The sequence below is a fragment of the Pseudomonas sp. NEEL19 genome, assembly GCF_028751975.1.
Taxonomy (GTDB): Bacteria; Pseudomonadota; Gammaproteobacteria; order Pseudomonadales; family Pseudomonadaceae; genus Aquipseudomonas; species Aquipseudomonas juntendi.
Map to the genome: position 1 here is coordinate 2,928,437 of NZ_CP081491.1, position 13,067 is coordinate 2,941,503.

Annotated in this window: 10 protein-coding genes; all 10 read right to left on the minus strand. The window is 64.8% G+C overall.

Annotated features, from left to right (window positions below):
* Nucleotides 1-4: 4 nt before the first annotated feature.
* The 10 genes from ureC to K4A76_RS13070 all read right to left on the minus strand — a co-directional run bounded on the left by ureC (nucleotide 5) and on the right by K4A76_RS13070 (nucleotide 12,893).
* Nucleotides 5-1,708 (minus strand): urease subunit alpha, encoded by a 1,704-nt coding sequence (gene ureC, locus K4A76_RS13025; RefSeq protein ID WP_009685461.1) that lies wholly within the window; start codon nucleotides 1,706-1,708, stop codon nucleotides 5-7.
* Nucleotides 1,705-2,022 (minus strand): urease subunit beta, encoded by a 318-nt coding sequence (locus tag K4A76_RS13030; RefSeq protein WP_009685462.1) that lies wholly within the window; start codon nucleotides 2,020-2,022, stop codon nucleotides 1,705-1,707. The genes ureC and K4A76_RS13030 overlap by 4 nt, the downstream gene beginning before the upstream one ends.
* A gap of 19 nt (nucleotides 2,023-2,041) precedes the next feature.
* Nucleotides 2,042-2,344 (minus strand): urease subunit gamma, encoded by a 303-nt coding sequence (locus tag K4A76_RS13035; protein WP_009685463.1) that lies wholly within the window; start codon nucleotides 2,342-2,344, stop codon nucleotides 2,042-2,044.
* Nucleotides 2,345-2,353: 9 nt separating this feature from the next.
* Nucleotides 2,354-3,187: an urease accessory protein UreD gene (locus K4A76_RS13040; protein WP_274410414.1), complete on the minus strand. Its 834-nt coding sequence runs from the start codon at nucleotides 3,185-3,187 to the stop codon at nucleotides 2,354-2,356.
* A 255-nt stretch (nucleotides 3,188-3,442) separates the two neighbouring features.
* Complete coding sequence (locus tag K4A76_RS13045; RefSeq protein ID WP_054912291.1) at nucleotides 3,443-4,357, minus strand: site-specific integrase; 915 nt, start codon at nucleotides 4,355-4,357, stop codon at nucleotides 3,443-3,445.
* Nucleotides 4,358-4,599: 242 nt separating this feature from the next.
* Nucleotides 4,600-6,867, minus strand: coding sequence for an ATP-dependent DNA helicase (locus tag K4A76_RS13050; RefSeq protein WP_274410415.1), 2,268 nt, complete (start codon nucleotides 6,865-6,867; stop codon nucleotides 4,600-4,602).
* Nucleotides 6,864-8,513, minus strand: coding sequence for a VRR-NUC domain-containing protein (locus tag K4A76_RS13055; RefSeq protein ID WP_274410416.1), 1,650 nt, complete (start codon nucleotides 8,511-8,513; stop codon nucleotides 6,864-6,866). Before K4A76_RS13055 ends, K4A76_RS13050 begins: the two co-directional genes overlap by 4 nt.
* Nucleotides 8,514-8,637: 124 nt before the next feature.
* Entirely contained in the window at nucleotides 8,638-9,999 is a 1,362-nt protein-coding gene (locus K4A76_RS13060) for an aminotransferase class I/II-fold pyridoxal phosphate-dependent enzyme (protein WP_274410417.1), read from the minus strand.
* Nucleotides 9,999-11,387 (minus strand): hypothetical protein, encoded by a 1,389-nt coding sequence (locus K4A76_RS13065; RefSeq protein WP_274410418.1) that lies wholly within the window; start codon nucleotides 11,385-11,387, stop codon nucleotides 9,999-10,001. The genes K4A76_RS13060 and K4A76_RS13065 overlap by 1 nt, the downstream gene beginning before the upstream one ends.
* Before the next feature lie 483 nt (nucleotides 11,388-11,870).
* The gene (locus tag K4A76_RS13070; protein ID WP_054881113.1) at nucleotides 11,871-12,893 is read right to left on the minus strand and encodes a zinc-dependent alcohol dehydrogenase family protein; all 1,023 of its coding nucleotides are present in this window, start codon (nucleotides 12,891-12,893) and stop codon (nucleotides 11,871-11,873) included.
* Between the last annotated feature and the right edge of the window lie 174 nt (nucleotides 12,894-13,067).

The window sequence follows — 13,067 nt, forward strand, 5'->3', positions numbered from 1 at the left end:
TCCTTCAGAACAGGAAATAGCGCTGGGCCAGCGGCAGTTCACTGGCCGGTTCGCAGACCAGCAGCTCGCCATCGGCACGCACCTGGTAGGTTTGCGCGTCGACCTCGATCAGCGGTTGCAGGGTGTTGTGGACCATGTCCGGCTTGCGCACCCGGCGGCACCCGTCCACCACGCCGATCAGGCTGCGCAGGTTCAATTGCTCGACCAGGCCACGGTCCATGGCGGCCTTGGGCAGGAAGGTCATGCGCGTGGCATGGCGGGCTGCGCCCAACGCGCCGAACATCGGGCGGTAATGCACCGGCTGGGGCGTAGGGATGGACCCGTTGATATCGCCCATGGGCGCGGTGACGATCATGCCGCCCTTCAGTACCAAGGCGGGCTTGACCGCGAAAAATGCCGGCGACCACAGCACCAGGTCTGCCAGCTTGCCGACTTCGACCGAGCCCACCTCGTGGCCGATGCCATGGGTGAGCGCCGGGTTGATGGTGTATTTGGCGATGTAGCGCTTGACCCTGAAGTTGTCGCTGTAGTGGGTATCCGGTGCCAGTGGGCCACGGCGCAGCTTCATCTGGTGCGCCACCTGCCAGGTGCGCAGCACCACCTCGCCCACCCGGCCCATGGCCTGGGAGTCGGACGAGGTCATGGCGAAAGCGCCCATGTCGTGGAGGATGTCCTCGGCAGCGATGGTCTCACGGCGGATGCGCGACTCGGCAAACGCCACGTCCTCGGCAATGCTTGGGTCCAGGTGGTGGCAGACCATGAGCATGTCCAGGTGCTCGTCCACCGTGTTGATGGTGTACGGCAGTGTCGGGTTGGTCGAGGACGGCAGCACGTTGGCCTGCCCGGCCGCACGGATGATGTCGGGGGCATGGCCGCCACCGGCACCTTCGGTGTGGAAGGTGTGGATGGTGCGGTCACCGATCGCCGCCAGCGTGTCTTCGATACAGCCCGATTCGTTGAGTGTGTCGGTATGGATCGCCACCTGGATATCCATTTCTTCGGCTACGCCCAGGCAACAGTCGATGGCCGCCGGTGTCGAGCCCCAGTCCTCGTGCAGCTTGAGCCCGACCGCCCCGGCAGCGATCTGCTCGCGCAACGCTTCAGGGCGCGAGGCGTTGCCCTTGCCCAGCAAACCGATGTTGATCGGCAGGCTGTCGGCAGCCTGCAGCATGCGCGCCAGGTACCACGGGCCCGGGGTGCAGGTGGTGGCGTTGGTTCCGGTAGCCGGGCCAGTGCCGCCACCGATGAAGGTGGTTACGCCGCTGTTGAGCGCCTCGTCCACCTGCTGCGGGCAGATGAAATGGATGTGCGAGTCGACCCCCCCGGCAGTGACGATCTTGCCCTCGGCGGCGATCACTTCGGTGCCTGGCCCTACGGGTATGTTGACGCCGGGTTGCACGTCGGGGTTGCCGGCCTTGCCGATCACGGCAATACGCCCGTGCTTGATGCCGATATCGGCCTTGACGATACCCCAGTGGTCGATGATCAACGCGTTGGTCAACACCAGGTCCATGGCCTCGGCGGCCAGCATCTGGCCCTGCCCCATGCCATCGCGGATGACCTTGCCGCCGCCGAACTTCACTTCTTCGCCGTAAACGGTGTAGTCCTTCTCTACTTCGACCCACAACGCCGTGTCGGCCAAGCGCACACGGTCACCCACGGTAGGGCCGAACATGTCGGCATAGGCCTGGCGGGAAATTCGGCTCATGCCCTGCCCTCCAGTGCGCCCATCACCTTGCCCTGAAAGCCGTAGACTTCGCGCTTGCCAGCGTAGGCCACCAGTTGCACGGTACGGGCCTGGCCCGGCTCGAAGCGCACGGCAGTGCCGGCCGGGATATCCAGGCGAAAGCCCAGGGTTGGCCCGCGCTCGAACACCAGCGCCTCGTTGACTTCGTAGAAGTGGTAATGCGAGCCGACCTGCACCGGGCGGTCGCCATGGTTGGCTACGCTGACACTGACCGTGGCGCGGCCACTGTTCAATTCGATGTCGCCAGCGGCGACCTGGATTTCACCTGGGATCATGCGGCGTTCCTCGGCAGGTTCAGACGATCGGGTCATGCACGGTCACCAACTTGGTGCCATCCGGAAAGGTCGCTTCGACCTGTACGTCGTGAAGCATCTCGGCGATGCCAGGCATGACCTGGTCACGGCTCAACACCTCGCGGCCCATGCTCATCAGCTCAGCGACGGTGCGCCCATCACGGGCCCCTTCCAGCACGGCGGCGCTGATCAGCGCTACGGCCTCCGGGTAGTTGAGTTTCAGGCCACGGGCCAGGCGCCGTTCTGCCAACAAGGCGGCAGTGAACAGCAGCAGTTTGTCTTTCTCTCTTGGGGTCAGCTCCATGGCGCTCTCTCAGGTGGCCCAGATACGTGGCGGGCAGGCTGGCAGGCCGAGAACGGCCGGGCGCAGCACATGCCACAGGCGTTGCAGGGTGCGTTGCAAATGTTGGTTGTCATGGTCGAGCAGGCGGATCACCAGCAGCGAACCGAGCAGCGTCGCGCCCGCAGGAGTGCCCAGCTCATCGAGCATGGGCCTTACCTGCTCCAGCAATGCCTGATCGGCCGGCGCGGCACAGAAGGTGGCTAACAGTGGGTGGCCACCGAGCTTGCCCAGCTGGCCGCCTTCGATACGCAGGCGCTCATACAGGCCCGTTTCGCCGGCCAGGGTGATGTGCAACAGGCTGTCGAGGGCACCCTGGTCGAACCGTTCGAGCATCACCGGGCGGCCCAGGCACAGCGTTTCCCAGGCCAGCAACCGGGCGCCGGGCTCAAGGGTGAAATGGCTGGCGAGCCGGGCACGGGCACCGGAGAAGAAAATGCTGTCCTGAGGCAACCATTCCAGGGTGCTGCCAGCGGCCAGGTGGAAGCGCTGGGTCAGCCGTGCGGTCGGGCCTATGCTGCGGTAAAACTTGCTGGCACCGGGCATGGTCAGCAGGGCGTGGCTGCCAGCTTCCAGCTGAATGTCGAGCTCCAGGCGATCGCCGGCAACGATGCCACCCGGCGGGTGCAGTACATACACATGGCAGGGTGCACCTTCCGGGTAGAAGGGCCGCTGCACCAAAAGAGGTCCGAAATGTTTCCATGCACCAAGGCGGGTCGTGCCCGCACGCTGGACAAAGCGCAATTGCAGGTGGGCGCTCCAGCCTGCATCGTCTTGATGTTGTTCGATCTGCTCCGCGAGCGACATCCTGCGGCCCCTGAAAACCGTGGCCTGCTGGCCGGTAAGAGGGTCAGCGGCGGGCGCCGGTTAGGGCGCACGGCCTGACCACTCGATCAAATTCGCAGGCTGGATATAGCAGGTTGCGGGCCAACTCCGCAGGTGAAGGCAGATGAATTATTTTTACCGGTCGCTCCGCCAGCGGGCACCGCCGCGGGGGCCGCACAAAGCGGGGGCGCACCCAGGCCCTGTTTCGGTGCTGCCATTGCGCACGCTGGTCGGCACTCAGTAGTCGAAACGGTCTACCGCACGGCGGCGTTCGTTGTCGTCACGCCGGTCGTAGATCGCCGTGGTCTGGATGTTGGCATGGTGTGCCAGCTTCTGTGCAATCGACAGGTCGTGCTCCTCGATCACCCGGGTGATGAACGCGCGGCGGAAGTCGTGCGGCATGATCTTGACCCCCACCTGCGCGCCGCGCTGGCGGGCGATGTAGTAGATGGCATGCTTGGTGATACGCGCCCGGGTGATGTGGTTGCCGCGGCGGATGCGGTTGAACAGGAACGGGTCATCTTCGGCACCGGCCGGCAGGGCCTGGCGACGCAGGTCGAGCCACGCCTGCAGCTTCTCGAACGCCCAAGGCGGCGCGTACTTGATCAACTGGTGGTTGCCCTTACCCACCACTTGCAGGCTGCGCGCGGCGAAATCAACCTGGGCAAGGTCGATGTCGACCGATTCCGACTTGCGCATGCCTGTGCCATACAGCAAGGCAATGATCGCCGCATCGCGCACCCCTTGCGGCCGCGGGTCGGCAGCGCACACGTCCATCAGTTCGCGAATCAGGCTACGCCGCAGGTTGCGCCCGGGCGGCAGGCGGGTGCCGGTTGCCGGCTTGACCTCGCGGATGCGTAGCAACTGCTCGTGGTCGATCAGGCCCTGGCGCCAGGCCTCGTTCATCACCCCACGGATGGCGTTGACGTACAGCGAAGAGCTGTTCGGCGCGTAACCATCGGCCCGCAGGGCGGCCACCAGAGCGATCACATGGCCGGGCTCGAGCCGATGCCAGGGAACGTCGACGATATTGCAGTCGACGAACCCCAAGCGGTCGGCGGCGTCCTGAAGGATGTAGCGCATGGTTTGCTGGCTGGATGGGGCCAGGCGGGCCATGTACTGCAGCAGCGGATTTTTCGAGAGGTCGGACAAAACGTGAATCCTGTAGCGGGGCGTTGGCCGGCAGCACAGCGGGCCGACGCTGGAGCAGATCAAAACGGCATGCCAGCGAGTCTGCATGACAAACTAACGGTCGGGCCATTCTGGCCCAAGACAGTGCCATCACCTTGATATACAAGGACTTTGCATCAGGCATGGAAGGTGATCTTACCCCAATCGAGCCCCCTGAACGACCTTGGGCCTGCCTGCGCAGTGCCAGGTGCTGAACGCAGCGGTCAGGTACACTGCTCGCCTTGCGGCCACCAGCCCGGGAACATCTGCTGCACCCTCGGCTCGGCGAAACGCTCATCGATCAACACCAGTACACCACGGTCCTGGTCCCCCCGGATCACCCTCCCCGCTGCCTGGATCACTTTGCGCACCCCGGGGTAGAGATAGGCATAATCGAAACCCGCGCCAAATTGCCGACCCAGGCGCTGCTTGAACTGCTCGTTGACCGGGTTGACCTGGGGCAGCCCGAGCGTGGCGACGAAGGCGCCGATCAGGCGGGTGCCCGGCAAGTCCACCCCTTCACCGAACGCACCACCCAGCACGGCAAAGCCGATGCCTTGGCCGTCGGCGACAAAGCGGTCGAGGAACGCCTGCCGGGCCGCTTCGTCCATGCCCGGGGCCTGGGCCCACAATGGGATCTGCGCGTAGCGCTCGGCCAGCAGCCCGGCGACCTGCTGCAGGTACTCGAAACTGCTGAAGAACGCCAGGTAATTACCCGGCTGGCGCTCATACTGCCGGGCAATCAACTCTACGATCGGCGCCAGCGAAGCCTGCCGCTGCTGGTACCGGGTAGACACCTGGCTGGCAATGCGCACCTGCAGTTGTTCGGCACGAAACGGCGCTGCCACTTCCAGCCACGCCGTATCGGCCGGCATGCCCAGCAGGTCGCTGTAGAACTGCCGCGGGCTCAGCGTGGCAGAGAACAGGGTGACACTGCGCGCCGCGCGCATGCGCGGTGCCAGCAGCCGTGCCGGGGTGACATTGCGCAGGCACAAGGTCGCCAGCCGGCGCTTGCGCGGCCCTTGGCGCTGGCTGATATCGAACAGGAAATGCTCGTCGAACAGTTCGGCTACCCGGCTGAACTGCAAGGCCTGGTAGAAGAACTGCAGCACCTGCGGGTCGATGTGCGTGGGCGCCTGGTTCATCTGCTCCTGGATCAGCCCGATACACTGCTGCAGGGCGCGCAAAAGGTCATGCGGCAGCGCTTCGCTGGCCTGGTACGGTGCCCGTTGCTCTTTGTACAGGGCGTTCCACTGGCGGTTCAGGCGGTCCAGCGCACTGCCCAGCCCATGGGGTTTGCTTTGGCGCAACGCCAGCAACTGCCCCTGATCGAGGCTGGCGCTGTACATGCCCCGCCCGCGCTCGACCAGGTTGTGAGCCTCGTCGACCAGAACCGCGACCCGCCACTGGTTGAGCTGTGTCAGCCCGAACAGCAAGGCGTGGGCGTCGAAGTAATAGTTGTAATCGGCAACCAGAACGTCGGCCCAGCGGGCCATCTCCTGGCCCAGGTAGTAAGGGCACACCTGATGCGCCAAGGCCACTTCGCGCAGCTGGGTACGGTCCAGCATCGGCACGGCCGCGGCGGCCGTGCGCGCGGCCGGCAAGCGGTCGTAGAAGCCGGCCGCCAGCGGGCAGGACTCGCCATGGCAGGCTTTGTCCGGGTACTCGCAGGCTTTGTCGCGGGCGATCAGTTCCAGGGTGCGTAACCCAGGCTGGGTATCGCCCGTGGTGATCTGGCGCATGGCATCCAGGGCCAGCGCCCGGCCCGGGGTCTTGGCCGTGAGGAAGAACAGTTTGTCCAGTTGCTGGGGCACCATGGCTTTGAGCAACGGAAACAAGGTACCCAGGGTCTTGCCGATGCCGGTGCTGGCCTGGGCCATCAGGCAACGGCCAGTGCTCACCGCCTTGTACAGGGTTTCTGCCAGTTGCCGTTGGCCTTGGCGGAACGCTGGGTAGGGAAAACGCAGCGCCTGAAGGCCGTGGTCACGTTCGGAAAGGCGCTGCTGCTGGAAGCGGGCCCAGCCCAGAAAGCGCTGGCACTGGACCTGAAAGAATGCCTGCAACTCAGCGGCCGTGCAGTGCTCACTGAACAGGGTCTGGCTATCGCTGTCGACGTCCAGGTACACCAAAGCCACCTCGATGCTCGCCAGTTGCCGGGCCTGGCACATCAGCCAGCCGTACACCTTGGCCTGCGCCCAGTGCAGTTGGCGGTGGTTGGCCGGTTGCCGGGCCAGGTCGCCACGGTGGGTCTTGATCTCTTCCAGCCGGTTGCAGGCAGGGTCGTAACCGTCAGCACGCCCCCGCACCCGAAGGCCTTCGAACTGGCCCTCCAGGGTAATTTCCGACTCGTAGCCGGCCGCACGCCGGGCCACTACCCGCTGGTGGCCCTCGATGCCCTCCTGGGCGGTGGGCGACGGCGTGAAGCGCAGGTCGAGGTCGCCGACCTTGGCACTGAACTCGCACAAGGCACGCACCGCCACGCTGTAGCTCAAGCGGCGTCACTCCAGCGCACATGGCAGACCGCGACGGGCAGGCCGTGCTCCTGGCAGAACGCCAGCCAGCGCAACTGGTTGTCCTGCAGGCGGTCACCGGGGCCTTTGACCTCGACCATGCGATAACGCCCCTGCTCGGGCCAGAACTGGATAAGGTCGGGCATGCCCGCACGGTTGCTGCGAATGTCCTGCAGCAGGCGCACGAAGCAGTGCTTCAACTGCGCAGCCGGCAGGCAGGCCAGGGCCTGCTGCAGCAGCGCCTCGCTGAGCATCGACCAGAACACGAACGGTGACTGCAGCCCGTGTTTGGCTGCATAGCAATCCAGGATCGCCTGGTGGTGGCTACCATCGTCGAGCCGCGCCAGGCATTGCTCGAACAGGGCACTACGGCGCTGCTGGAAGTCGCTGTCGTGCAGGTCCTGCGGCGCGGCCTGGAACGGGTTGAAGAACGCGCCAGGCACAGGGGCGAAGATCGCCTCCCAGCACAGCAGGCCAAACAGGCTGTTGAACAGCGTGTTCTCCACATAGTGGGCTTGCCCGCCCTCGGCGGCCAGGTGCTGGCGCACGGCCTCTTCAACGCCTAGCGCGGCGTGCTCACGGGGCAATTCCAGTTCGATCAGTGCCAGCGGTGCCACGCGCTGGCGGCGCTGTGGCGGGCCACCGAGCTTGCGGGCCAGGCGTGGCAGCATACGCTCCAGCGCCTGGACCTCCAGTGCATTGGCCGGTGCCGCTGCCAGTTGCAACGCCAGGGCATGGGCCTGCGGCCAACGTTCGCTGCGCTCCAGCACCCGCACCTGGCGAATACGCGCCTGGGCATGGCTGCACTGCGCATAAACCGCCATGGCCTGGTCCCAGTCACCCAGGCGCTCGCATTGCTGGCCCAGGGCGAACTGCAATTGCGCACGGCGCCGGGCCAGCCAAGGGTTGTCGCAGTGCAGGTGCTGTATTGCCGTGATTACCGACTGAGGGTGTTCGCCCTGCTCCAGGCGCTCGGCACACTCATGCAGCACCATGGCCAGGTCGATATCGGCGCGTTGCTGCAGGGCACGCGAATCGGCGCTGAAGGGCACCTGCTCGTAGCGCAGCAGCCCCAGGTCGGCAAGCACGAACTCTGACCAGTCCTGGTAGAGGTTGCCGAAGAACAGCAGCCGCATGCGGTCGCAGAGCGGTTGCAGGCACCACTGCAAGATGCGCAACTCACTGCCCGGGTACCACTCGGCCAGAGACCGGGCGGCCAGTTGCAGCGGCTGCAGCTGGGCCAGCAAGTCATGCTTGGCGGCACGCGGGCGGCTCAATTGGGCGGCGAAACAGCACGCCAGTTCGTCTTTGCGCAGCAAGGCGAACAGTTGCTCCAAGTGCAGTTGCTCGGGCTCGCGGACCCAGCCCAGGGCCTTGAGTGGCTGCAGGGCCAGTTCGGTGTCGCCTATTTCCTCATAGACGAGGCGGTCGCTGCGAAACAGTTCGCCCTTGCGCATCACCATGCGCACCATCAAGGCCTGGGCTGGCGCGCTCAGTTGGCCGAAGGCATGGATGAACGCCAGTTCCTGTTCATCGAGCAGGTCCTGGTAGCGCTGTTCGACCCACAGCAGTACCTGGCGGAAGTTGTGCAGGTAATAGAACGGGTCGTCGACGGAGTGGGCAATCACGGACTGGGTCAGGTAGCGGGAACAAGGCACTGGTTATACATACAGACCCAGGGCCTGGCAAGTGCCGTGGGTCAGCTCGCCCCTGCAAGAACGGCTGCGAACGCGCCCTTGGACATGCAGTGCCCTATGATTCAGCGGGGAACCGCCGCACCCGCCTGCGGCGAAGTTCCAGGGCCTGTGCCAGGCGCTGCACGGCTTGTTGCAGGTCGCCTGGGCAGTCGCCCAGCCACATCAGCGCCAGGTGCTGCCGGTAGCGGCCGTGCAAGCTGAACTGTTCCCCCGGCAATGCATGCAATGCGCAACCTGCCAAGGCCGTGGCAATGGCATCCCAGGCCAGCGGCTGCTCGAAGCGCACCCACAGCATGGGCCCGCCTTGGGGGGGCTCCAGCACCACCCGCTGGGCAAACTGCGCGGTCAGCGCGCAGGCGAGGTTTTGCGTGCGCTGCTGCAGGTTGCTGCGCAACGCCACCAGTTGCGCTTCGATATCGCCCTTGGCCAACAGGTGGGCCAGCGCCAACAGCCGCAGCGGCGCAAGGCGGAACGCCCGCTCGGAGAACGCCTTGGCCAGGGCGGTATCCAGGCTCAGTACGTAGGCATACGGCGCTTCGGGCCCTACTGCAGCCTCGAACGCCCCCATGATCATCAACCTGCGCGGATCGACCCAATCGCGCAGGCGGGTCGCGGGTGGGCCGCTGTAGCAAAGCTCGCTGTCCAGGTCGTTCTCCAGTAGCCACACGCTGTGCTGGCTCAACAGCAGGCCAAGCTGCTGCTGGTAATGCAGGGAGACCAGCCGCCCTTGCGGCAGGCCAAGGCAGGACGGCATCACCAGCAGGCGGACCGGCTCGCAGCCCAACAGCCTGGCCACGGCCTGCAGGTCCGGGTTGCCACGTGGATCGGGTGGCACCTCCAACACCCGCATGCCAGCGCGCGCCAAAGCACGCAGCACGTGCCCGCAACAGGGCGACTGTACCAGCACCGTGGTGCCCCTTTGCAGGGCCAGCGCTGCAAGCAGCGTTTCCAGCAACGCCGGCACATCCGGGGCCAACTGAACGTCATCGGCCCGCCAGTACTGGCGCGAGCAACGGGTGTAACGCTCCGCCAGCGCGTCGCGCAGGCGCGCACTGCCCTGCACTTCCCAAGGGCCAGCGCCGCGCTCGCGCTGGCGGGCCAAGCGCCGCTCGTGGGTGAACAAGGCGCGCTCCAGCAACGGTTGTGCGAGCTGGGGCGTCTGCCGGGGCATGCCACATTGCTGCAGGTCAGCCAGGCGAACGAAATAGCCCGAGCGTGGCAGGCAGTGCACGCGGCCCTCCTCTTCCAGCAGGCTGTAGGCGCTCTGCACCGTTGCCAGCGATACCCGCAGCCGCCGCGACAGCTCACGCAAGGACGGCAGCCGGTTCGGACCACCAGCCGTCGCCTGGCCAATCAACGCTTCCAGGTAGCGGTAGACCCGCCGATAAGCGAACTCGCCGGCCGCTGTTCGCGCCATCAAGGTTGCCTCATGGGGCTGTGCCGCCGTTCAGCGGCGTGGCGCGGTAACAGCCGCAAGTGCGCGTCGCGGCGCGCCAACGCACTGAGCAGGCGCCACGCAGGTAGCGGCATCTTACCGCCGTAGACTGCCCGCAGTTGCGCCAGTGATAGCCCACTGGTGTTCACCAGCCAGGCTTTGACCGCCGCGGGGCAAGGTTTGCCTTGCATGGCCCGGTGCAGGTAAGGCAACGCCACCAGCATGTCGGCATGGCGAGCGCGCAGAAAACGCTCGAGGTTCTTGCCCTGCCTGGCGAACGGTTTGCACAGCAGGCATTCCAGTTGGGCCTGGCTGAGGCCATAGGCCTTGCCAAACTGCAGCACAGGTTCGTCGGCAGGCTTGCTGTCGCCCGGCGCCCCCGCCAGCCTCAAGGGCGGCCGGGTGGCTTGAGGCTCCAAGCTGCGGGCCCGCAGTTCCTGCAACTGGGCCAAGGCCAATGGGTCGACGAACGCGGCCAACGGCGAGCAGGCCGTCTCGCCCGCCGCGAAGTGCCAGCCCAGCATGGCATCCAACTGCTGCCCGCCCAGCAACGGCGGCAGCAGGTCATCAATGGCTATCAGCCGCACCGGCCCCCCCTTGAGCGCGGCCCCCGCAGGCTGATCCGCCGGGTTGCCGGGCGCCAGCCCCGTGGCCCCTTGCAAGCCCGCCAGGCCCTCGGCCAGCGTCGACAGGCAATGGTGCGCCAGGTAAGGGCCACGTTGCCCCGCCAGGCGCTGGCTACGCAGCGCCCACGCCAGGTAGCGGCGGCGCTGCCCTGCGGGCAAGGCGGTGACCATTGCGTCGGCGGGCGCCTGAGCCTGCAGCGCGAAGCTTACGGCCGCCGCCAGTTCCAGGTGCAGGCGGCTACCCAGCACCGCTTCTGGCCTGGCATCGACCAGGTGGCCAAACATCAGCAGCGCTTCCCTGGTCGGCAACCAGCGCTCGGACGCTAGACGGGGGCGGCAACTGAACGGCACCACTTCGCGCCCCTCGATCATTTGCAGTTGCACCCGCGGGTCATCCTGCATGAACAGCGCACTGAAGCCTCGATCGAGCCCTTGCAGCGTAGGGCTGCCGGCCACCGGCAAGCTCACCACCAGCACGCGCAGTTGAAAAGTAACCGGTGCACGCATGGCGATGCTCAGCTGCGCAGCACGCAACATCGCCAGCAGCCGCGCACCCTGGCGGTCACTGCCTTGCAATACCTGCAGGCGAAAGGTGCCGATATATTCAGGCCCGCCTGCGGCTACCAATAAACGTTGTATCAACAACTGCAAGGAGGCCCGTTGCGCCTGTGACATATGGGCGAGCAAGCGTTCGAGTACTTGCTGGTAGATATAATGCATTGCCTGGTCGTGAATAGCAGTCACGGATCACCTCACCACTTCAAGTCGCCGGCGCACGCCCAAGCAAGTTGTTCAGGCTTACACTGCGCCAGGCTTTTACAGAAGAAACTTCCTACAATTGAATAAAGTGACGTGAGCCTTCACTGTCGCCAGGCCATGGAGAAGAATTCACCCCTGCAATGCTCTGACTCAGGCCTAGCCGTACGCATCCGTTACTCCTTGCACAAAGTATCATTGCGCCATTATCGAGTGATGCGAAGCGAATTGAAGATACAGATCACGGTAAAAAAACCATTCAGCAAAGCGCCAAATTCACCTTGACCCTCGAACCACCCACATGCAACCGCAAATAATTGGCGGCATGTTTCCGGTGGCATTTAATGAATGCCTTATATGTAGTCCGCTTCGTCTTTTATTGTAGGAATATTCCCACTTTAACGATGACGTTACTTTATTCCGCGCACAAAAAACCCGGGGCTGGCCCGGGTTCACGGTGAACTGCAGCGGTCAATGCTGCGCCATATCCAACACCACGCGCCCACCGCAAGGGCACTGGTCCATGTAGCGATGCGCCTCCACCACCTGCTCGAACGGGTACACCTTGATGATCTGCGGGGTCAGCAACTGGTCGGCGGTGAACTGGTTGATGTCACGCAAGGCACGCTGCAGCGCCACCTGGTCCTGGCTGATACCCAGTTCCGGCTTGCCAGTGAAGTTACCGATGCAGTGCACGTAGAACTGGATGTTTTTCTGGAAGGCCGCGCAGGCTGGGAACGGCGTCTGGTTGCCGCCTTGCAGGCCATACAGTACCAGGCTGCCCCGCGGTGCCAGCACATCGCCCAGCAACGACATCTGCGGCCCGCCCATGCCGTCCAGAACCATGTCCACGCCGCGCCCGTCAGTGTACTTGCCAACCTGCATCAACAGGTCCTGCTCTTCGGTGACGATCACCTTGTCGGCGCCCAGGCCCAGCAGGTAGTCACGCTGCTCGGCATCCTTGGTGGCGGCGAACACTTTAAGCCCCAGCGCCTTGCCCAACTGCACGAAAGCGGGGCCAGCACAGTGGCTGGCGTCGGTGACCAGGGCAGTCTGCCCGGCCTTGGCCCGTGCCAGGTCCACGTAGGCGAAATAGGCAATCAGCAGCGGCGTATAGTGCACGCTGGCCTCGATCGGGGTAAGCACCTGCGGATAGCGTGTGATCGCGGTCCGTGGCAGGACGATGACATCCCCGTATACCGGGTGGTCATTGGCGCTGGTAGCGGGAAAACTGGCAACCCGGTCACCCACCGCAATGTCTTCGATCCCTTCACCGACCGCCGTCACCACACCGGCCATTTCATGGCCGATACCGGCCGGCAGGCGTGCCTGCGAGGGCGCCAGGTTCTGCCGCCAGAGCACGTCATACCAGCTGACGCCAACCGCCTCGACGCGAATTTGCACTTCGTCGGCAGCGGGAGACGGTTCGGCCTGCTCCTCGCAACGGAGCACATCGGCAGCGCCGAACTTGTGGAAACGGATCATGCGGGACATCGCAAACCTCGCCTTTGTGAACCTCTAATTACCACTGACTCTATCCGGGCTTTTGCTGTTAGACCACCAGTGGTCATTAATAGTCGACATGCCTGTCATCGATTGGGCACCTGACATTCCCTGCAATTGGCACCCGTAAACCCGTGCAGGGTAACAGCCTTTGGCCTTAAGATT

Excerpts from the sequence above, each read along its gene's own strand:
- K4A76_RS13030 (WP_009685462.1), bottom strand. The coding sequence starts at position 2,022 with ATGATCCCAGGTGAAATCCAGGTCGCCGCTGGCGACATCGAATTGAAC.
- K4A76_RS13035 (WP_009685463.1), bottom strand. The coding sequence starts at position 2,344 with ATGGAGCTGACCCCAAGAGAGAAAGACAAACTGCTGCTGTTCACTGCC.
- K4A76_RS13060 (WP_274410417.1), bottom strand. The coding sequence starts at position 9,999 with ATGGCGCGAACAGCGGCCGGCGAGTTCGCTTATCGGCGGGTCTACCGC.
- ureC (WP_009685461.1), bottom strand. The coding sequence starts at position 1,708 with ATGAGCCGAATTTCCCGCCAGGCCTATGCCGACATGTTCGGCCCTACC.
- K4A76_RS13040 (WP_274410414.1), bottom strand. The coding sequence starts at position 3,187 with ATGTCGCTCGCGGAGCAGATCGAACAACATCAAGACGATGCAGGCTGG.
- K4A76_RS13070 (WP_054881113.1), bottom strand. The coding sequence starts at position 12,893 with ATGTCCCGCATGATCCGTTTCCACAAGTTCGGCGCTGCCGATGTGCTC.